18 protein-coding genes are annotated in these 19,071 nt (G+C 64.6%); 4 read left to right on the forward strand and 14 right to left on the reverse strand.

Going from position 1 to position 19,071, the window contains the following annotated elements; all coding sequences use genetic code 11:
* Window positions 1-3: 3 nt before the first annotated feature.
* From ACVIIW_RS21045 to ACVIIW_RS21065, 5 genes are all read right to left on the reverse strand, one after another.
* Window positions 4-1,227: a bifunctional alpha/beta hydrolase/OsmC family protein gene (locus ACVIIW_RS21045; RefSeq protein ID WP_456702469.1), complete on the reverse strand. Its 1,224-nt coding sequence runs from the start codon at window positions 1,225-1,227 to the stop codon at window positions 4-6.
* 25 nt (window positions 1,228-1,252) lie between these two features.
* The gene (locus ACVIIW_RS21050) at window positions 1,253-1,912 is read right to left on the reverse strand and encodes a sulfite oxidase-like oxidoreductase (protein ID WP_456702470.1); all 660 of its coding nucleotides are present in this window, start codon (window positions 1,910-1,912) and stop codon (window positions 1,253-1,255) included.
* Window positions 1,913-1,945: 33 nt separating this feature from the next.
* Window positions 1,946-3,268 carry an MFS transporter gene (locus tag ACVIIW_RS21055; RefSeq protein ID WP_456702471.1) on the reverse strand — a complete coding sequence of 441 codons (1,323 nt, stop codon included), beginning with the start codon at window positions 3,266-3,268 and terminating at the stop codon, window positions 1,946-1,948.
* A 33-nt stretch (window positions 3,269-3,301) separates the two neighbouring features.
* Window positions 3,302-4,522: a cytochrome P450 gene (locus tag ACVIIW_RS21060; protein WP_456702472.1), complete on the reverse strand. Its 1,221-nt coding sequence runs from the start codon at window positions 4,520-4,522 to the stop codon at window positions 3,302-3,304.
* A 69-nt stretch (window positions 4,523-4,591) separates the two neighbouring features.
* Window positions 4,592-4,801, reverse strand: a complete 210-nt coding sequence (locus tag ACVIIW_RS21065) for a ferredoxin (protein WP_260375419.1) — start codon at window positions 4,799-4,801, stop codon at window positions 4,592-4,594.
* 146 nt (window positions 4,802-4,947) lie between these two features.
* Between ACVIIW_RS21065 and ACVIIW_RS21070 the strand changes: the two genes are divergently transcribed.
* Window positions 4,948-5,595, forward strand: a complete 648-nt coding sequence (locus ACVIIW_RS21070) for a TetR/AcrR family transcriptional regulator (protein WP_456702473.1) — start codon at window positions 4,948-4,950, stop codon at window positions 5,593-5,595.
* Here the strand turns inward: ACVIIW_RS21070 and ACVIIW_RS21075 are convergent.
* The 4 genes from ACVIIW_RS21075 to ACVIIW_RS21090 all read right to left on the reverse strand — a co-directional run bounded on the left by ACVIIW_RS21075 (window position 5,592) and on the right by ACVIIW_RS21090 (window position 9,620).
* Window positions 5,592-6,242, reverse strand: a complete 651-nt coding sequence (locus tag ACVIIW_RS21075; RefSeq protein ID WP_456702474.1) for an aspartate/glutamate racemase family protein — start codon at window positions 6,240-6,242, stop codon at window positions 5,592-5,594. The two genes, ACVIIW_RS21070 and ACVIIW_RS21075, sit on opposite strands and share 4 nt — an antisense overlap.
* Before the next feature lie 126 nt (window positions 6,243-6,368).
* Window positions 6,369-7,382 (reverse strand): amino acid ABC transporter substrate-binding protein, encoded by a 1,014-nt coding sequence (locus tag ACVIIW_RS21080; protein WP_456702475.1) that lies wholly within the window; start codon window positions 7,380-7,382, stop codon window positions 6,369-6,371.
* Window positions 7,383-7,394: 12 nt separating this feature from the next.
* Window positions 7,395-8,744: an aspartate aminotransferase family protein gene (locus ACVIIW_RS21085; protein ID WP_456702476.1), complete on the reverse strand. Its 1,350-nt coding sequence runs from the start codon at window positions 8,742-8,744 to the stop codon at window positions 7,395-7,397.
* Between the two features lie 3 nt (window positions 8,745-8,747).
* Window positions 8,748-9,620, reverse strand: a complete 873-nt coding sequence (locus ACVIIW_RS21090; protein ID WP_456702477.1) for a MurR/RpiR family transcriptional regulator — start codon at window positions 9,618-9,620, stop codon at window positions 8,748-8,750.
* Window positions 9,621-9,705: 85 nt separating this feature from the next.
* Between ACVIIW_RS21090 and ACVIIW_RS21095 the strand changes: the two genes are divergently transcribed.
* A complete protein-coding gene (locus ACVIIW_RS21095; RefSeq protein ID WP_456702478.1) occupies window positions 9,706-10,893 on the forward strand; it encodes an amino acid ABC transporter permease in 1,188 nt (395 codons plus the stop codon).
* A gap of 2 nt (window positions 10,894-10,895) precedes the next feature.
* On the forward strand, window positions 10,896-12,002 hold the full coding sequence (locus ACVIIW_RS21100; protein ID WP_456702479.1) for an amino acid ABC transporter permease: 1,107 nt from the start codon (window positions 10,896-10,898) through the stop codon (window positions 12,000-12,002).
* Between the two features lie 26 nt (window positions 12,003-12,028).
* On the opposite strand, the gene ACVIIW_RS21105 is transcribed toward ACVIIW_RS21100, so the two are convergent.
* Window positions 12,029-13,447, reverse strand: coding sequence for an amidase (locus tag ACVIIW_RS21105; protein ID WP_456702480.1), 1,419 nt, complete (start codon window positions 13,445-13,447; stop codon window positions 12,029-12,031).
* A gap of 42 nt (window positions 13,448-13,489) precedes the next feature.
* Entirely contained in the window at window positions 13,490-14,266 is a 777-nt protein-coding gene (locus tag ACVIIW_RS21110) for an SDR family oxidoreductase (protein WP_456702481.1), read from the reverse strand.
* Window positions 14,267-14,418: 152 nt separating this feature from the next.
* Here ACVIIW_RS21110 and ACVIIW_RS21115 point away from each other — a divergent pair, with 152 nt between their 5' ends.
* Window positions 14,419-15,492 carry a tartrate dehydrogenase gene (locus ACVIIW_RS21115; RefSeq protein ID WP_456702482.1) on the forward strand — a complete coding sequence of 358 codons (1,074 nt, stop codon included), beginning with the start codon at window positions 14,419-14,421 and terminating at the stop codon, window positions 15,490-15,492.
* A 198-nt stretch (window positions 15,493-15,690) separates the two neighbouring features.
* Here ACVIIW_RS21115 and ACVIIW_RS21120 read toward each other — a convergent pair whose 3' ends face one another.
* From ACVIIW_RS21120 to ACVIIW_RS21130, 3 genes are all read right to left on the reverse strand, one after another.
* Complete coding sequence (locus tag ACVIIW_RS21120; RefSeq protein ID WP_456702483.1) at window positions 15,691-16,764, reverse strand: malate/lactate/ureidoglycolate dehydrogenase; 1,074 nt, start codon at window positions 16,762-16,764, stop codon at window positions 15,691-15,693.
* A 111-nt stretch (window positions 16,765-16,875) separates the two neighbouring features.
* Window positions 16,876-17,787: an NAD(P)-dependent oxidoreductase gene (locus ACVIIW_RS21125; RefSeq protein ID WP_456702484.1), complete on the reverse strand. Its 912-nt coding sequence runs from the start codon at window positions 17,785-17,787 to the stop codon at window positions 16,876-16,878.
* Window positions 17,788-17,799: 12 nt separating this feature from the next.
* Window positions 17,800-19,050, reverse strand: coding sequence for an allantoate amidohydrolase (locus ACVIIW_RS21130; RefSeq protein ID WP_456702485.1), 1,251 nt, complete (start codon window positions 19,048-19,050; stop codon window positions 17,800-17,802).
* Between the last annotated feature and the right edge of the window lie 21 nt (window positions 19,051-19,071).

Here is a 19,071-nt window from a genome sequence, read left to right on the forward strand (position 1 = left end):
GCGCTAGTCCACGGCCCTGGTCACGATGCGGATCTCCGAGGTCAGGGTCCGGTGCACCGGACACTTGTCGGCGATCTCCATCAGCTTGTTGCGTTGATCGGCATCGAGCGCGCCGTCGATCGCGATATCGCGCTCGATCTGGTCGAGCATGCCGTCCCGCGTCTCGCACTCCGCGCAGTCCTTGGCGTAGATTTTCGAATGCTTCAGCGTGACGGTGACGCGATCGAGCGGCAGCGATTTGCGGTCCGCATAAAGGCGCATGGTCATGGAGGTGCAGGCGCCGAGGCCGGCAAGCAGGAAATCATAGGGCCCTGGACCCGCATCCTCGCCGCCGGCAGCCACCGGCTCGTCCGCCACGAGATGATGAGGCCCGACCGTGATGATCTGGTTGAACTTGCTTTTGCGGGTCTCCCGCACCACCACCTTGCGAGGTTCTTCCGGAAGATCCACCGCTTTGACCGGATTTGCGATGTCGATGTAGCGGCTCGCCCAGGCAACGATCACGTCCGCGGCGTAGAGCGCATCGGCGGGTTTCGTCAGGAGATGATCGGCGTGATCGAGCGAGACGAAGCTCTTGGGGTGCTTCGCCGCAACGAAGATCCTGGTGGCATTATCGATGCCCACGGTATCGTCGACTGGAGATTGCATGATCAGCAGTGCTTTATGGAGGCCGGTGACGTCCTTCATCAGCGCTTGCTCGACGATGTCGTCGAGGAATTCGCGCTTGATCCGGAACGGGCGACCTGCGAGCGAGACGTCGACCTCGCCCCGTGTGCGGATGTCGTCGAGATGCTCGCTGAACAGGCCGGTGACGTGCGCGGGATCGGACGGTGCGGCGATCGTCACGACTGCCCTCGCCTCCGGAATCTTTCCCGCGGCTGCCAGGATCGCGGCGCCGCCAAGGCTGTGACCGATCAGGATCGACGGCGCGTTGCGGGTCGCACGTAGATGATCGGCGGCGCGCACGAGGTCGGCGACATTCGAGGAGAATGTCGAATTGGCAAAATCACCTTCACTCGAGCCTAAACCCGTGAAGTCGAAACGCAGCACCGCGATGCCCCTGGCGGCAAGCGCGACCGAGATGCGCTTGGCTGCCAGCGTGTCCTTGCCGCAGGTGAAACAGTGCGCGAACAGCGCATAGGCCGCGGGCTCGCCGTCCGGCAGCTCCAGCGCGGCCGCGAGCTGATGGCCCGCTTCGCCGGTGAATTGAAAGCGTTCCGTCGGCATGGGCCTTCCCCGTGTTTGCTTGAACCTAATCGCTCGAGTAGCGCTGTTCGGCCCAGGGATCGCCGCGGTTATGGTAGCCGCGGACTTCCCAGAAGCCCGGTGCGTCGTCGGTCACGAATTCGATCGCCTGGAGCCACTTCGCGCTCTTCCAGAAATAGAGATGCGGCACGACGAGCCTGACAGGGCCGCCATGCTCGTCCGACAGCTTCTGGCCGGACCAGCTATGGGCAAGCAGCGCGTCCTCGGCAGCGAAATCCTCCAGCGCGAGGTTGGTGGTGTAGCCGTCATAGCAATGCAGCACGACGAAGCGCGCATCGTCGCGCGGCCGACAGGTCGCCAGCAGCTCGCGCGTGGCGAGCCCCTCCCATTCATTGTCGTAGCGCGACCATGTCGTGACGCAATGGATGTCGGAGGTGAATTGATCCTGCTTCTGCTCGGCAAACTCGGCAAAAGTCCAGAACAAAGGCTGCTCGATCGCGCCGTAGACGTCGAGCCGCCAGCGCTCGCGAGAGACCGGCGGCAGGACACCGAGATCGAGCACCGGCCAGTCTTTTGTCAGATGCTGGCCGGGCGGTAGCCGCTGGTCCTCGGGTCGGGTGATCCTGCCGGTGAGGAAGCGGCCCTCGCGCGCCCATTTCTCCTTGGTGCGCGTCAGCTTGCTGTCGGATGGCGTCTCGTCGGCCATATTCAACTCGTGAATGGGCTACTCGTGAACGGGCTATTCGTGGCGGTGCATCGCGGAGGCGTGCTTGGTGTCCCGCATGGTGGAATAGATGATCAGCGACAGGAAGATGATTCCGGCGAGATAGTAGTAGAACCACTGCTCGTGTCCCATGGTCTTGAAATAGAGCGCGATCGCAGGCGCCGTGCCGCCGAAGAGCGAGACGGTGATCGCATAGGGCAAACCGACGCCGAGAGCGCGGACATTGGTCGGGAACAGCTCTGCCTTCACCACCGCGTTGATGGAGGTGTAGCCGGCAACGAACAGCCAGGCGCAGCAGATCAGGATGAACGCCGTGAATGGCGACTTGGTCTCTTTCAGCGTCATCAGCAGCGGTACGGTTGCTAGCGTGCCGGCGACGCCGAAGAAGATCAAGAGCGGCTTGCGGCCGATCTTGTCGGAGATCGCGCCGTAGACAGGTTGCAGGATGGTCGCGAAGATCAGCGTGCCGAAGATCACGAAGGTGGTCTGGTCCTCGGTCAGGCCGACCGAGAGCTTGACGAAGGTCTGCATGTAGGTGGTGAAGGTGTAGAACGCCGCGGTGCCGCCGGCGGTCAGGCCGACCACGAGCAACAGCTCGCGCGGATAACGCAACAGATTGGTGAGGGAGCCCGTCGGCTTCACGACCTTCTTGGCTTCCTCGAACGCCTCGGTCTCATGCAGGCCGCGCCGCATCACGGCTGCGAATATCGCGAGCGCCGCGCCGATCGCGAACGGGATGCGCCACCCCCAGGCCTTCAGCTCCTCGGGCGTGAGGAAGACCTTTTGCAGGAGCAGCAGCACGATGATCGCGGTGAGCTGGCCGCCGATCAGCGTGACGTACTGGAAGCTCGAATAAAAGCCGCGATGCCTGGGATCGGCGACCTCGCTGAGATACGTGGCGCTGGCGCCGTATTCGCCGCCGAGGCTGAGGCCCTCGATGACGCGGGCGAGCGCCAGGATCACCGGCGCGGCAAAGCCGATCGTTGCATAGGTCGGCGTCAGCGCGATGATCAGCGAGCCGAAGCACATGAACACCACTGACAATGTCAGCGAGATGCGTCGGCCGAAATGGTCGGCGAGGTAGCCGAAGAACCAGCCGCCGAGCGGTCGCATCAGGAAGGTTGCGGCGAAGACCACGGCGGCGTTCAATTGCTGTACCACGGGATCGTTGCCGGGGAAGAAGGCCGGGGCGAAATACAGCGCGAACGCCGTATAGGCGTAGAAGTCGTACCACTCGACGAGATTGCCGATCGAGCCGATGAAGATCGCCTTGATCCGCCGCTTGGCGTCGGCAATGTCGATATGGTCGGAGGCCGGTTGGGTCGCTAGCTCTGTCACGTCCGGCCTCTCTGCGTTGGTCCCGGGAAAGGCCTACATCGCCTTTCCCAGCAGAAATGGCAACTGGCGGGGGCCTCGCACGGTACCCTGCGACCAGGTCACCGTGCCTGCCGGATCAAGCCGGAAATCCGGGATCCGCTTCAGCCATTCCTCCAACGCGACCTGCATCTCCATCCGCGCGAGGTTGGAACCGACGCAGCGGTGGATGCCGAGGCCGAAGGCGGCATGGCGGTTCTCGCGGCGATCGATCACGACCTTGTCGGCATCCGGAAACATTTTTGGGTCCCGGTTGGCGGCCGGGAAGGACAGCAGCACCATGTTGCCTGCCTTGACCGGACAGCCTGACACCGTGGTGTCCTTGACCACTTCGCGGGCCATCGTCACCGGCGAATAGGCGCGCAGCAGCTCCTCCACGGCGGTGGGAATCAGTTCCGGCTCGGCGATCAGCCGCTCGCGGTCTACAGGCGTGCGGGCGAGATGCCACAGCGAGGAGCCGATCGCGCTCCAGGTGGTGTCGATGCCGGCGATCAGGAGCAGCCGTAGCGAGCCCAGCACATGCGACTCTTCCAGCGGCTGGCCATCCCGGTCCTTGGCATTCATCAGATAAGAGATGAGATCGTCGGTCGGCTTCGATCTGCGCTCCTCGATATGGGCCCTGAAATAATCGCTCATCTCCTGCACGGCCTGCAGCAGCATGTTCTCGTCCTTGATGCCGAGCTCCAGGATCATGTGGATCCAGTTGATGAAGAGGTCGCTGTCGCTCTCGGGAATGCCGAGCATGTGCGCGATGGCCTGAACCGGGATGTATTTGCTATAGCGCGCGGCGGCGTCGACCTTGCCGTCGGCGATGAACCCGTCGATCAGCTCGTTGCAGATCGCGCGCATCCGCGGTTCCAGTTTCTTCATCGCGTCCGGCGTGAAAGGCGGCAGCAGCAATTGCTTGGCCGGTTTGTGCACGGGCGGATCGGAAGTGATCGGCGGCGCCGCGTTTCGCGCGATTTCGGGCCGGACGTTGCGGACGATGATGCGGCGCGACGAAAAATGCTCGGTGTCGTTGGCGATTTCGCGCACCGCTTCATACGTCGTCGGCATATAGCAGCCGAGAAAGCGCTCGGTATGCACGACCGGGCTCGCGGCGCGCAGCTCCTCCCAGATCGGGAAGGGATCGTCGGTCCATTGCGGGTCGGTGTGGTCGAAATCGTTGACCCAGTCGGTCACGGGCGGATGGGCGGCAGGCTGGCTGACGTCGGACATCTCTAGAATCCCTCCGAATTCCTTGGGGCTGGTGTTCGGTGAAGGCACGCGAGGACACGGGCAGCCGCGTTACTCCTCGATCACATCGATCGCGATTTCCGGGCAGTTGGATTTGGCAAGCCAGGCCTTGTCTTCGAGCCCTGGCGGAACCGTGCCGTCTCCGGCCTCGTGGGCATTGCCGTATTCATCGAGCTCGAACAATTCAGGCGCCAGCGCCTTGCAGCGGGCGTGGCCTTGGCATTTGTCGGGATCGACGCGAACTTTCAGTCGCTCTGCCATTGGGGCTTCCTCGGTCGTATGCGCGTGGCCCGAAGGGCGGCGCATTCCTCTTCTCTGCGGCATTTGCCGTCTGTTTTAAGTTATATGCTATTACATTATCGACAGGCTTTCCCTGTCAAGTGCAAACTTATAGGCTCCGCCGTAACATGCGGTCACATCTCGCTCGTAAGCCCGAGAACACCTACCACCACGGCGATCTCCGCGACGCCCTGATCAAGGCCGCATTGCGCGAGGCGGAGCAGGGCGGGGCGGAAGCGATCAGCATCAAAGCGCTGGCAAAGCAGCTCGGAGTCTCGCAGCCGGCGCCGTACCGTCATTTCGCCGATCGCGAGGCACTGCTTGCCGCGGTGACCGCGGAGGCGTTCCGGCAGTTCACCGCGATGCTGCGCGACGCAATGGCGAAGCCGTCGAAGCAATCGAAACTGTCGCGATTGGCGCAGGCAACGCTCGACTTCGGTCTGCGTCGCAACGGCGTCTACCGCTTGATGTTTGCGTCCCGCACCGTGTCCTGCGCGGCCAAGGGCAGCGAGCTGCATGAGGCGACGCGCGAGACGTTCGCGCTCGTGATTGAAGCTCTGGAAGCGCCGGCGGTCGCCTATTTGCGCGAACGGCAGGCACTCAAGATCTGGGCGGCGCTGCACGGCGTGGTGATGCTGGCCGAGCAGGGCCTGTTCACCGGCGAGGCGGCGCATGCCTCGCGCGAGGAATTGGTCGAGGATTTTGTGAACGAGACGAAGGCTGCTCTCGCAGTCGCGATCAAGCACGCGCGGCGTCAGAAAAAGGCCGGCGCCTAGGCCTTCGCTTTCAGCAGCTTCATCAGCTTCTCGACCGCGCTGTCCGGCGTCGTCACGACCGGGCGGCCGGTGGCCTCCGCGACCAGCGGCGCTGATGATGCGATGCTGAACTGGGCCAGCGCAATGACGTCGCAATCGCGCAGGTCTTTTGACGCCTCGACAATCAGCCGGTCATGCGTGGCGCGGTCGCCGCGGTCGAGCGCCGCCAGCGCGCCCTCGGCAAGCTTCGGCACGATCTGGACGGAGGCCGGAAACTCAGGCGGCATCGACGCCAGCGTCGGCGGGAAGGTCGAGAGCAGGCCGATCCTTTTGCCCATCGTCACGGCACGTTCGATCATCGCCTCGTTCGGTTTCAGCACCGGCATCGGCGCATGCGCCCGCGCAACGGCCTCGATGCAGGGGCCGAAGGCCGAGCATGTGAAGAGGATGCCATTCGCTCCGGTCGCTGCGGCATAGTCACCGAGCGCGAGGAAGCGATCGGTCATGGCATCGTCGAGCTTGCCGTCGCGGGCCAGATCGGCCGAGAGGCTGTCGTCAAGCAGGTTCATCAGCCGCGCCTCCGGCCACGCCCGTGCGAACGCCGCCTCGATCGGGGCGATGGAATGCTTGAGGGCGTGGATCAGGGCGATGCGAGGGGACGTCGTCATTGAAGGTGATTACCTGACAGGTCTCGTGCCCCGGACGCAGCGCAATGCGAAGTCTTGCGCTGCAGAGGGGCACCTTGTGGCCGCTGGTCCGGGCTTTGCGCATCCGCGCGTCGGACACGGAGACGTTTACTTGAACGGAATGGCGTACATCAAGCCGCCCTTGCTCCAGAGGCCATTGAGGCCGCGCTCGAGCTTGAGCGGGCTCGCCTTGCCGACATTGCGCTCATAGATCTCGCCGTAATTGCCGGTCGCCTTGATTGCCGTGACCAGCCATTTGTTGTCGAGGCCAAGCCGGGAGCCGAGATCGCCGGAAGCGCCGAGCAGACGCTGGATCGCGGGTGTCTGCGACTTCGCCATCTCGTCGACATTGGCCTGGGTGACGCCGAGCTCTTCGGCCTCGATCAGGCCGTAATGCAGCCAGGTGATGATATCGCTCCAGACCTCGTCGCCGTTGCGGGTGAAGGGGCCGAGCGGCTCCTTGCTGATGGTCTGCGGCAGCACGACGTAATCGGCCGGGTTCGGCGCCGCGGTGGTGACGGCACCGGCGAGCGCGGACGCGTCCTGCGTCATGGCATCGCAGCGGCCGCCGAAGAAGGTCTGGTACATGGTATCGACGCGGTCGAACACCAGCGGCTTCCAGTCGATGCCGTTGGCGCGGCCGTAATCGCCGAGCGTGACTTCGTGCGTGGTGCCCTGCGCGACGCAGACGGTCGCGCCCTTGAGGTCCTTCAGCTCCTTCACGCCGAGGTCCTTCTTCACGACAAAGCCCTGGCCATCATAGAAGTTGATCGGACCCTGGCGCAGGCCCAGCGTCACGCCGCGCAGGTATGTCTGCGTGGAGTTGCGGTAGAGCACGTCGATCTCGCCCGATTGCAGCGCCGTGAAGCGGTTCTGCGCGGTCAGCGAGACGTAGCGCACCTTGTCCGGATCCCCCAACACGCCGGCCGCGAGGGCGCGGCAGTAATCGACGTCGAGGCCCTTGTAGTTGCCTTGTGAATCCGGCGCCGAGAAACCGGCAAAGCCGGCGCTGACGCCGCATACCAGCGTGCCGCGGCTCTTGACCTGATCGAGCGTCGCCGCTGACGCGATCACGGTCGATGCCGCGAGCGCGCCGGCTGCAATAACCAGTTTCCTCATCATGCTACTCTCCCCTCAGTGATTGACACGACCCAACACGATGTCGACGGCCGTGCCGAGCTTGTCGACGATCCGATCGATCTCGTCTGCCGACGCGATATAGGGCGGTGCCAGCAGCACATGGTCGCCGCGGACGCCGTCCGCGGTGCCCCCGCCGGGATAGCAGCCGAGCCCAATGGCAAAGGCCTCCGCCTTGATCTTCTGGTTCAACTTGAGCGCCGGATCGAACGAAGCACGGGTGGCGCGGTCGGCGACCAGCTCGATCGCCCAGAACAGGCCGCGGCCCCTGATGTCTCCGACATGGCGGTGATTGCCGAAGCGCTCGGTGAGCCGTCGCTCGAGCAACTTGCCGTGCTTCTTCACTTGCTCAAGCAGCTTGTCCTCCCGGATCACGTCCTGCACGGCGAGCGCAGCTGCGCAGGCCAGGGGATGTGCGAGGTAAGTGTGGCCGTGCTGGAAGGCGCCGGAGCCAGAGCGGATGGTATCGATGATCTCTCTGCTCGCGAGCATCGCGCCGATCGGTTGATAGCCGCCGCCGAGCCCCTTGGCGATCGCCTGGATATCGGGCGCGACGCCCTCCTGCTCCCAGGCATGCATCGTGCCGGTGCGGCCCATGCCGCACATGACCTCGTCGAGGATGAGCAGCGCACCATGCCGGTCGCAGATCTCGCGCACCGCCTTGAAGTAACCATCGGGCGCGGTCACGGCGCCGGCCGTGGCGCCAACGACTGGCTCGGCGAGGAACGCCGCAACGGTGTCTGGGCCGAGACGCTGGAACTCGGCCTCCAGCTCCGCGGCCAGCCGCGCCGCGAACTGCGTATCGGATTCACCGTCGTGCTTCTCGTGATAGGCAAAGGCGGGCATTACATGGCTGAAGGCGGCCGAGAGCAGCGGCGCATAGGGCGCGCGGCGCCAGGCGTTGCCGCCGGCGGCGAGCGCGCCGAGCGTGTTGCCGTGATAGCTCTGCCGCCGCGCGATGAAATGCTGCCGTTGCGGCTCTCCGCGCTCGAGGAAATATTGCCGCGCCAGCTTGATGCTGGCTTCGATCGCTTCCGATCCGCCGCTGACGAAATAGGCGTAGGCGAGCCCGCCGGGCTCATGACCGACCAGCGTCTCGGCCAGCGCCTCGGCCGGCTCCGAGGAGAAGAAGGCGGTGTGCGCATAAGCGAGCGTCGAGGCCTGCTTCGCCATGGCCGCGATCACGCGGGGATGCTGATGGCCGAGACAGGAGACCGCCGCGCCACCGGAAGCGTCGATCACGCGGCGTCCGTCCTCGGCAAAGAGATAGATTCCTTCGCCGCCGATAGCCCTGGGGGGCGTCTCACGCAACGAGCGATGCAGCACGCGGCTGGTGCGGGTGCTCATGGATCAACCTTTCTCTGAGACGTAGGTGGAGGCTGCGGCGAGCCGTGCCTCGGTGTCCTCCAAGCGCTTCTTGGCGGCTGCGCCGCCGAGCGAGAACGCGACCGCGGCAAGCGACTGCGCGATCGCGAGCGCGCCGGTGAGGCTGGGAAAGAAGCCGGGCGAGGAGGCCGCCTCGAACAGCAGCACGTGCTCGGCGCCTTCGGCCATGGGCGCGGCAACGCTGTCAGCGATCGCGATCAGCCTCGCGCCGGCACGATAGGCGGCCTGTGCGACCCGGACGCTCGCATTGGTATAGGGGGTAAAGCCGATGACGATCACGGCCTCGCCGGGACGGAACGAGCCGAGATCGAGATCGTCAGGGCCCGAGGCGCCGACGATCTGCACCTGTTCGGGGCGAAACAGCCGGAGCTCGTAATTGAGCAATTCCGCGACGCTGCGACAGCTCCGATAGCCGGTGATCCAGATCCGTTTTGCATGATGCAGCGCACGAGCCGCGTCCGCAATCGCGTGGGCGGAGATGCGCGGCAGGCCCGCGGCTTCGGCCTCGAGCTTGTCGGTGACGAGCGCGACATCGGAATTCGGACCGTGACGACGATCCTTGGCGCGGAGCGAGAAGGGTGAGATCTGCGACGGCCGTCGTGCCTCGGTCAGCGCGGCCCGCAATTCGTCCCAGCCGGAATAGCCGATCGCCTTGGCCAAGCGCGTGAACGCGGCCGGATCGGCGCCGGCTTCCGCCGCGAGATCCCGCATCGACCGCGTGGTGGCGTCGTAATCGTTGGCCGCGACGAAGCGCCCGACCTCCCGCAAGCGCAGGGGCAGCGATGGCAACGCAATGCGCAGTTCGCTCAAAGGCGAGGATTTCGCTGACACGGCCATGAAACATTTGTTGCACGATTTAAGGATTGGTGCAACAGTTGACGTGCGCCGCCAAAATCGCTGTTTCAGGAAGGATTTTTGTGCCGTGACATCAGACGATCCGAGGCCGCCGCCGCGCCGCAGCTTTTTCGGCGCGCTCGGGCCGAATGAATTGAAGGGCCTGTTCTGGCAGGTGCTGGTGGTCGGCATCGCCGTCGCGGTCATCGTTTTCCTGTGGTCCAACACCGTCACCAATCTCTCGGCCCGTCGCATCACCACCGGCTTCGCCTTCCTTGGCCGCGAGGCGGGGATGCCGATTGCCGACAGCCTGCTCGCGTACAATCCCAGAGACAGCTACCTCTGGGCCTTCGTCGTCGGCGTCGCCAACACGCTGCGTGTCGCCGTGATCGGTATCGTGCTTGCGACCATTCTGGGCACGCTGATCGGAATTTCCCGGCTCTCGGCCAACTGGCTGCTGTCGCGGCTCGCCGCCGTCTACGTGGAAGTGCTGCGCGACATCCCGCTGCTGCTGCAGCTGCTGTTCTGGTACGTGCTGATGCAGGCGCTGCCGGCGGCGCGTGCGGCGTGGCGGCCTGTCGAGGGGGTGTTTCTCTCCAATCGCGGCTTGATCCTGCCGGCGATCCCGGTTGGCTCGCCGCAACTCCGGGTCCTCGGCGCGGCCGTGCTGGGCTCCGTCGCGTTTTATGTCGTTCGGCGCCGGCTGCTTGCGCAGCAGATGCGCGATGGCAGGCCCCGGCCGGCCTGGCCCTTTGCGCTCGGCTTCATTGTCGCGCTGCCGGCGGCGGTGTCGCTGCTGCTCGGCGTGTCCTGGACAATCGAATGGCCGCAGCTGCGCGGCTTCAACTTCGTCGGCGGGCTTACGCTCGCGCCGGAATACTTCGCACTGCTGATCGCGCTCGTGACCTACACCTCGGCGTTCATCGCCGAGATCGTGCGCAGCGGCATTCAATCCGTACCGCGCGGGCAGTGGGATGCCGCCAGCGCGCTCGGCCTGCGCCGCAGCTTCATGCTGCGGCAGATCATCCTGCCGCAGGCTTTGCGGGTGATCGTGCCGCCGATGACGAGCCAGTATCTCAATCTGACCAAGAACTCCTCGCTCGCGGTCGCGATCGGCTACCAGGACGTGGTGTCGATCGCCAACACCACGCTGAACCAGACCGGGCAGGCGATCGAGGCGATCACGCTGATCATGGCTGTCTTCCTCACCATCAGCCTTGGCATCAGCTTCTTCATGAACTGGTACAATGCGCGCATCGCGCTGGCGGAGCGCTGAGCATGAGCGCGATCGCTGACATCCCCGACGTGCCGCGTGCCGCCCGACGCCCGCAGATCGGCAATCCGGTGCTGCGCTGGTTGCGCGCCAATCTGTTCTCGTCGATTCCGAACGGCATCCTCACGGTCGTTCTGCTGGCGGTGCTGGCCAAAGGCGTGATCAGCTTCGTGCAGTGGGGCATTGCCAACGCGGTCTGGCTCACGCCCGGCAATGATTCCAGCGCCTGCAAGGCCGTGCGCGGTCTCGGCGCCTGCTGGGCCATCATCCCGGAGAAATACCGCTTCATCCTGTTCGGGACCTATCCGTTCGACGAGCAATGGCGGCCCGGGCTGTCGGTGCTGCTGTTCATCGCGTTGTACTTTCTCTCAACCCGCCGCGCGCTATGGCGGCGCGAGCTCGCTTACGTCTGGGTCGGTGCGCTCGCTCTGATCAGCGTGCTGATGTGGGGCGGCGTGTTCGGGCTCTCCTTTGTCTCTCAGGACCGCTGGGGCGGCTTGCCCGTGACCCTGATCCTGGCGACATCAGGGCTGGCATTTGGTTTCCCCCTCGGCATCCTGGTTGCACTCGGCCGGCGCTCAAAGCTGCCGGCGATCCGCTCGCTCTCGGTGCTGTATGTCGAGCTGATCCGCGGCGTGCCCCTGGTCAGCCTGCTGTTCATGGCGAGCGTGATGTTCCCGTTGTTCATGCCGGCCGGATTCAACATCGACAAGCTGCTGCGCGCGCAGATCGCGATCATCCTGTTCGCCGGCGCTTATCTGGCGGAAGTGATCCGCGGCGGACTCCAGGCCGTGCCGCGTGGGCAATATGAGGCCGCCGATGCGCTGGGGCTGTCTTATTGGCGCAAGCACCGGCTGGTCGTGCTCCCGCAGGCGATCCGCCACGTCATCCCACCGCTGGTCAACACCTTCATTGCCTTCTTCAAGGACACCAGCCTCGTGTTGATCATCGGCATCTTCGACCTTCTGACGACAGCCAAGACCGCGATCATCGATCCGGCCTGGCAGCAGTTTTCGGTCGAAGTCTATATCTTCGTGGCCGCCATCTATTTCGTCTTCTGCTTCGCGATGTCGCGCTACAGCCGGAGCCTGGAGGCGACGCTCGCGAGGTGAGCGCGCGCGTCCGGACCCGAGAGCAGTTACGTCTTCACCCGCGGATCGATCGGCGTCGTGCCGCGCAGACCCAAAATGTCCTCCAGCACTTTCGCGCCGGCGATCACCTGCGCGTCCGCGCGTGGCGCGCCGACGACCTGCACGCCGACCGGCAGGCCGGAAGCCGTGAAGCCGCAGGGCAGCGAAAGCGACGGGCAACAGGCCAGCGTGATGGCGTAGACGATTCCGAGCCATTCGACGTAGTTCTCGAACCTCTTGCCGGCACATTCCGCGACATAGCGGTTCTCGATCGGGAACGGCGGCACGATCGTCGTTGGCGTCAACAGCAGATCATACGTCTTGAAGAACTCGATCGCGCGCGCGGTCATGCCGACGCGCTGGGCTTCGGCGCGTGCGAGCTGCTCGACCGTGAGCTTGAGGCCTTCCTCGATATTCCAGATCACCTCGGGCTTGAGCAGGTCGCGCCTGGTGCGCAGCAGATTGGCCTTGGTGATCGCGAAATCGAAGGCCCGCAGCACGTGGAAGCATTCATGCGCCTCGCGCCAGTCCGGATGTGCCTCCTCGACGATCGCGCCGGCCTCTGCGAAACGTTCGGCCGCCTTGCGGGTGATCGCTTTGACCTCAGGATCGACGGGGGTGATGCCGAGATCGGGTGAATAGGCGATGCGCTTCGGCTTCCTGCCCGACTGCGCCGCGGACAGGAACGAGGTGGTCGGCGCCGGCAGCGACAGCGGATCGTCCGCATAGTCGCCGCTCATGGCATCGAGCAGCAGCGCAAGGTCCTCGACGTTGCGTGCCATCGGGCCGACGACGCCGAGATTGCGGTCGATGCCCGATTTGGGCGTATGGGCGACCCGGCCGATGCTCGGCCGCATGCCGACGATGCCGCAGAAGGCGGCGGGACTGCGCAGGGAGCCGCCCATGTCGGAGCCCTGTGCGAGCCAGGCCATGCCGGTCGCAAGCGCCACCGCCGCGCCACCGGAGGAGCCGGCCGCCGACTTCGAAATATCCCAAGGATTGAGCGTCGCGCCGAACACTTCGTTGAAGGTGTTGGCGCCGGCGCCGAATTCCGGCGTGTTGGATTTGGCGTAGACGACCGCGCCATTGGCTTCGAGGTTCTCGACCATGAGGTCGGATGTCGCGGAAACGTTGTCTTTGAAGATCGGCGAGCCCTGCGTATTCAGCACGCCGGCGACATCGGTCAGGTCCTTGATCGGCACCGGCAGGCCGGCGAGCAACCCCCGGGCACCTGCCGGCTTCCGCATCAGCGCCTTGGCGCTGTCGCGCGCGCGATCGAAGCACAGCGTCGGCAGTGCGTTGACCTTGCCATCGACCTCCGTGACACGCTTCTCCACCACATCCAATAGCTCGAGTGGTGAGACGTCGCCGGAGCGCAAGATGTCGACGACCGTGCAGGCGGTTTCGCGGATCAGGTCCTGAGACAACTATTTTACTCCTAAGCGGCGCTTGGTTCGCAGCAACACAATCTAACTCCAGCCGGCACTGATGCCGCCGTCCACCGTGTAGATCACGCCCGACGTGTAACCAGCACGATCCGACGCGAGGAAGGCCATGAGGTCGCCGATCTCGCGCGCATGCGCGGGGCGGCCGAGCGGCAGGCCTTTCTGGAATTCCTTGTAGCGGTTCTCGTCGCCGAACTGGTGCTTGGCCCGCGTCTTCAGCAGCGTGACGTGACGGTCGGTGCCGACGGGACCGGGGTTGATGCCGACCACGCGGATGTTGTCGGCGAGGCTCTTGCCGCCGAGCGCGCGGGTGAAAGCCATCAACGCGGCGTTGCCGGTGCTGCCGCAGATGTAATTCGCGTCGAACTTTTCGCCGGCGGCACCAATGTCGTTGACGATGACGCCGCCGCCCTTCGCTTTCATCTGGGCGTAAATCTGCCGCGTGAGGTTGATGTAGCCGAACACTTTCAATTCCCACGCGTGCCGCCAGGTCGTCTCGTCGATCTTGTCGATCGAGCCGCCGGGGATGTCGCCGGCATTGTTGACGAGCACGTCGATGTCGGAGGCTTCCCTGGCGAGCCGCGCGAGGTCATCGACCTCGCGCAAATCAACGACGGTGGTCGTCGCGTCGATCTGGTGCGCCGAGCGCAGACGGTCGGCCAGCGCCTCGAGCTGGTCGCCGCTGCGGGCGGCGAGCAGGAGGTTTGCGCCTTCCTCGGCAAACGCCTCGGCGGCGGCAGCGCCAATGCCCTTGGACGCGCCTGTGATCAGGACGCGCTTGCCACGCAGATGCAGATCCATGAGGGCTACTCGCAGGATGGGACCAGAATGAAATCAGTAGGCGCTCGGTTACGCCATGGTCAACATTGCAGTGCAGCGTTGCACTGCTGCGGACTTTGGTCCATTGCAGTGCAATCAAACGGCGACGGCCGGACCAACCAAGGACGTTCTCGATGAGCAAGAAACAGTACCGGATCGCGGTCATTCCCGGTGACGGCATCGGCAAGGAAGTGGTGCCGGAAGGCATGCGCGTTTTGGAGGCGGCGGCGAAGAAGCACGGGGTGTCCCTGCATTTCGATCATTTCGACTTCTCGTCCTGGGACTATTACGAGAAGCACGGCCAGATGATGCCGGACGATTGGAAGGAGAGAATCGGCAAGCACGATGCGATCTATTTCGGCGCGGTCGGCTGGCCCGCGAAAATTCCGGACCACGTCTCGCTGTGGGGCTCGCTGATCAAGTTCCGCCGCGAGTTCGACCAGTATGTGAATTTGCGCCCGGTGCGCCTGATGCCCGGCGTGCCGTCGCCGCTGGCGAACCGCAAGCCCGGCGACATCGATTTCTGGGTGGTGCGCGAGAACACCGAAGGTGAATATTCCTCGGTCGGCGGCCGCATGTTCCCCGACACCGACCGCGAATTCGTCACGCAGCAGACGGTGATGACCCGCACCGGTGTCGACCGCATCCTGAAATTCGCGTTCGAGCTCGCCCAGTCGCGGCCGAAGAAGCATCTGACCTCGGCGACGAAGTCGAACGGCATCTCCATCACCATGCCCTATTGGGACGAGCGCGTGGAGGCGATGGCGAAGACGTTTCCGGGCGTGAAGTGGGACAAGTACCACATCGATATTCTCACCGCGAACTTCGTGTTGCATCCCGACTGGTTCGATGTCGTCGTCGGCTCCAATCTGTTCGGTGACATCCTCTCCGACCTCGGCCCGGCCTGCACCGGTACGATCGGCATTGCGCCGTCGGGCAATATCAATCCCGAAGGGAATTTCCCGTCGGTGTTCGAGCCGGTGCACGGCTCTGCCCCGGACATTGCAGGGCAGGGCATCGCCAACCCGATCGGCGCGATCTGGTCGGGCGCGATGATGCTCGATCATCTCGGCGAGAAGGAAGCCGGCAGGTCGATCGTCGAAGCGATCGAGCGCACGCTCGCTGAGCGCACGCTGCGCACCAGGGATCTCGGCGGCAACGCCGACACCACGGCTTGCGGCAGGGCGGTGGCGGATATGGTGGATTAAGTGCATCTTTCACCCTCTCCCCTTGTGGGAAAGGGTGGCTCGCCGCGATAGCGGCGAGACGGGTGAGGGGTCTCTCTCGGCGCAGACAGACCTCTCGATCGAGAAGCTATTCGTTGTCGAGAGAACCCCTCATCCGGCGCTTCGCGCCACCTTCTCCCTCACGGGGAGAAGGGAAGAGGAGCGCCGCTGGCTTTCCGTTCACCCCGCGATCTCTTCGATCGTCGCCTGGTCCAGCCCGAACTTCTTTCCAGCTTCCAGAATTTCCTGCCAGGTCGTCGGGTCCACCGGAATGCCTTCGGCAAGGCGCTTCGTCTTGGTCTCGCGCTCGGGCTCGCCGGCGATCTTCACCTTGTCGACGCCGGGGCCGGGCGGCGAGCCGGTGTGCCAGGCAACAAAACTCTCGACTTCGCGCGCGAGGTTCTCGCCCGTGCCGAGCTTGTCCGGATCGATGACGATCGAGAGCATGCCGTTGAGGACGTTGTACTTGCCGTCGGACGGGCCCTTGACCACCTGTCCGCCGGAGAGCGCTCCGCCGAGGATTTCGCACACCAGCGCAAGCCCGGAACCCTTGTGCTCGCCGAACGGCAGGATGGCACCGTGCGGCGGAATGACGGTGTAGCGTGGATTGACGGTGGGCTTGCCTTCATTGTCGATGATGGTGCCGGGCTCGAGCTCGACGCCCTTGTTGTGGGCGACTCGGGTCTTGCCCTGCGCGATCCTGCTGGTGGCGAAGTCGAGCACGATCGGCTCCTTGCCCCGGCGCGGGATGCCGACGCAGAACGGGTTGGTGCCGTGGCGCGCATCGCTGCCGCCCCAGGGCGCCACGATCGGGCGCGAGATCACGTTGACGAAGTGGATCGAGACGAGGCCATGGTCGATGCATTGCTCGGCCCAATGGCCGATGCGGCCGATATGGTGCGCGTTCGAAAGGCCGACGAGGCACACGCCGTTGCGCTTGGCGCGCTCGGCCGCCAACACCATCGCTTCGTGGCCGATCACCTGGCCATAGCCGGTGAGGCCATCGAGGGTGAGAAGCGGGCCGGTGTCGAGCACGATCCTGACGTGCTGGTTCACCGCGAGGCCGCCATTGACGACGCTCTGGACATAGCGCGGGATCATGCCGACGCCATGGGAGTCATGTCCTTTGAGATTGGCCTCGACGAGATTGGTAGACACGAGCTCGGCCTCGCGGTCCGTCGAACCGCCCGCTTTGACGATGGCGCGGACAACGTCGGTGAGCGGCTCTGCCTTGATGGTGCGATAGTCGGCCATTGTTGTTGCTCTTCTTGTCCTCTTACGATGGCGGGGAGCGTAGGGTGGGTTAGGCGAAGCCGTAACCCACCTCTTCTGTCTCCGCCGAAACAGACAGTGGTGGGTTACGCCCTACGAATTCACGATCCGGCGACAATGAACCCATGCCGCCTCAATCAGGTTTTCGCTGGCTTCCGGCGTGCGGAAGGCGGAATGCGCCGACAGCGTCACGTTCGGAATCCTGGTCAGCGGATGGTCTGCCGGCAGCGGCTCGATGTTGAAGACGTCAAGGCCGGCATGGCGGATGTGGCCTGATTTCAGCGCGTCGATCATGGCCTGCTCGTCGACGATGGCGCCGCGTGCAGTGTTGATGAAAACGACGCCCGGCTTCATTTTCGCGATTGTTTCGCGGGTGATCATGCCGCGCGTCTCGTCGTTGAGCAGCAGATGCAACGAAACCACGTCGCTCTTCGCCAGCAATGTGTCGAGATCAGTGAATTCGACGCCCGGATGGCTCTTCGGCGAGCGGTTCCAGGCGATCACCTTCATGCCGCTGCCGGATGCGATGCGCGCGACCTCGGCGGCGATGCCGCCGAAGCCGATCAGGCCGAGCGTCTTGCCGGTGAGCTGCATGCCGTCCTCGCGCAGCCAGTTCCCGGTGCGCATCTCGCGGTCCATCATGGCGATGACGCGGGCCGAGGCCCACATCAGCGCAATCGCGGATTCGGCCACCGCCGTGTCGCCATAGCCCTTGATCAGATGCACGGAAATGCCGAGCTCTGCGAGCTCCTCCGGATTCATGTAGCTGCGCGCGCCGGTGCCGAGGAACACCACGTGCTTGAGGCCCGTGCACTTCCTGGCGACTTCGGTCGGCAGCGCGGTGTGGTCGACGATCGCGATCTCCGCACCGTCGAGAATCTCAGGATATTGCTCGGGCTTGATGTCAGGGTCCCTGTGGATCCGCACCTTGGGATCGCCTGGCTTCTCCAGCCTTTCCATGATCGCGGCGAGCGCTTCGTTGGCGTCGACGAAAACTCCGCGCATGTCTGTCTCCAATCAGGATACGACGCCGGCGATCGCCAGCACGGTGTGCATCAGCACGTTGGTTCCCGCGGCGCAGTCGCCCTGCGTCGCATCCTCCAGCTCGTTATGGCTGATGCCGTCCTTGCAGGGCACGAACACCATGGCGGCCGGCATGATGGTGTTGAGATTGCAGGCGTCGTGGCCGGCCCCGGAGGTGATGCGACGGGAGGAGTAGCCGAGCGTCTTCGCGGCGTTCTCGACGGCTGCGATCAGCTTGGGATCGAAATGCGTCGGCGGCTTGCGCCACACGAGATCGATGTTGACGTCGACCTTGCGGCGTGCGGCGATCTCGGCGATGGCCGCGCGCAGGTCGCGATCGAGTGCATCCATGATCGCGCCGTCCGCGCTGCGGCAATCCATCGTGAAGGCGATCTCGCCGGGAATGACATTGCGCGAGGGATTTGCGATCACGGCCTCGCCGATGGTGCCGACCGCGTTCGGCCCGTGCGTCCTGGCGATGGCTTCCATCGCCAGGACGATCTCGGACAGCGTCGCCAGCGCATCGCGCCGCAGCGGCATCGGGGTCGAGCCCGCATGGCTTTCGAAGCCGGAAATCTTTCCGTCGTACCACAGCACGCCCTGACCGGAATCGACAACGCCGATGGTCTTGCCCTCGGCCTCCAGGATCGGGCCTTGCTCAATGTGGAGTTCGACAAAACAGCCGAGCTTCTGGAAGCCGACCGGCTTGTCGCCGCGATAGCCGATGCTGTCCAGCGCCTGGCCGACGGAGGTGCCCTCGATGTCCTTGCGCGAGAGGATGTCGTCGGTGGTGAAATCGCCGACGTAAGCGGCGGAGGCCATCATCGCCGGCGCGAAGCGCGAGCCTTCCTCGTTGGTCCAGTTGACGATGCAGATCGGCGCTTCGGTCTCGATGCCGGCGTCGTTGAGTGTGCGGATCACTTCGAGCGCGCCGAGCGTTCCCAGAATGCCATCATACTTGCCGCCGGTCGGCTGGGTGTCGAGATGCGAGCCGATGCCGACGGGCAGCTTCGACATGTCCCGGCCCTTGCGCAGGGCGAATTGCGAGCCGAGCGCGTCGGTGTGCACTTCGAGGCCGGCGTCCTCGCAGGCCTTGCGGAACCAGTCGCGAACCTGCTTGTCTTCGCTGCTCAGCGTCAGCCGCCGCACGCCGCCTTTGGCCGTCGCGCCGAATTGCGCGGTCTCGTGGATGGATCCCCAGAGGCGGGCGGAATCGATTTGCAGGTTGCTCGCGGCTCGGCTCATGCGGTCGTTCTCTCTCTTGTC

Source organism: Bradyrhizobium sp. USDA 4449, assembly GCF_054056275.1.

What these genes read in the sequence shown, in the direction of transcription:
- ACVIIW_RS21045 (WP_456702469.1), bottom strand. Translation starts at nt 1,227, where the DNA reads ATGCCGACGGAACGCTTTCAATTCACCGGCGAAGCGGGCCATCAGCTC.
- ACVIIW_RS21050 (WP_456702470.1), bottom strand. Translation starts at nt 1,912, where the DNA reads ATGGCCGACGAGACGCCATCCGACAGCAAGCTGACGCGCACCAAGGAG.
- ACVIIW_RS21060 (WP_456702472.1), bottom strand. Translation starts at nt 4,522, where the DNA reads ATGTCCGACGTCAGCCAGCCTGCCGCCCATCCGCCCGTGACCGACTGG.
- ACVIIW_RS21065 (WP_260375419.1), bottom strand. Translation starts at nt 4,801, where the DNA reads ATGGCAGAGCGACTGAAAGTTCGCGTCGATCCCGACAAATGCCAAGGC.
- ACVIIW_RS21070 (WP_456702473.1), top strand. Translation starts at nt 4,948, where the DNA reads ATGCGGTCACATCTCGCTCGTAAGCCCGAGAACACCTACCACCACGGC.
- ACVIIW_RS21075 (WP_456702474.1), bottom strand. Translation starts at nt 6,242, where the DNA reads ATGACGACGTCCCCTCGCATCGCCCTGATCCACGCCCTCAAGCATTCC.
- ACVIIW_RS21080 (WP_456702475.1), bottom strand. Translation starts at nt 7,382, where the DNA reads ATGATGAGGAAACTGGTTATTGCAGCCGGCGCGCTCGCGGCATCGACC.
- ACVIIW_RS21085 (WP_456702476.1), bottom strand. Translation starts at nt 8,744, where the DNA reads ATGAGCACCCGCACCAGCCGCGTGCTGCATCGCTCGTTGCGTGAGACG.
- ACVIIW_RS21090 (WP_456702477.1), bottom strand. Translation starts at nt 9,620, where the DNA reads ATGGCCGTGTCAGCGAAATCCTCGCCTTTGAGCGAACTGCGCATTGCG.
- ACVIIW_RS21100 (WP_456702479.1), top strand. Translation starts at nt 10,896, where the DNA reads ATGAGCGCGATCGCTGACATCCCCGACGTGCCGCGTGCCGCCCGACGC.
- ACVIIW_RS21110 (WP_456702481.1), bottom strand. Translation starts at nt 14,266, where the DNA reads ATGGATCTGCATCTGCGTGGCAAGCGCGTCCTGATCACAGGCGCGTCC.
- ACVIIW_RS21115 (WP_456702482.1), top strand. Translation starts at nt 14,419, where the DNA reads ATGAGCAAGAAACAGTACCGGATCGCGGTCATTCCCGGTGACGGCATC.
- ACVIIW_RS21120 (WP_456702483.1), bottom strand. Translation starts at nt 16,764, where the DNA reads ATGGCCGACTATCGCACCATCAAGGCAGAGCCGCTCACCGACGTTGTC.
- ACVIIW_RS21125 (WP_456702484.1), bottom strand. Translation starts at nt 17,787, where the DNA reads ATGCGCGGAGTTTTCGTCGACGCCAACGAAGCGCTCGCCGCGATCATG.
- ACVIIW_RS21130 (WP_456702485.1), bottom strand. Translation starts at nt 19,050, where the DNA reads ATGAGCCGAGCCGCGAGCAACCTGCAAATCGATTCCGCCCGCCTCTGG.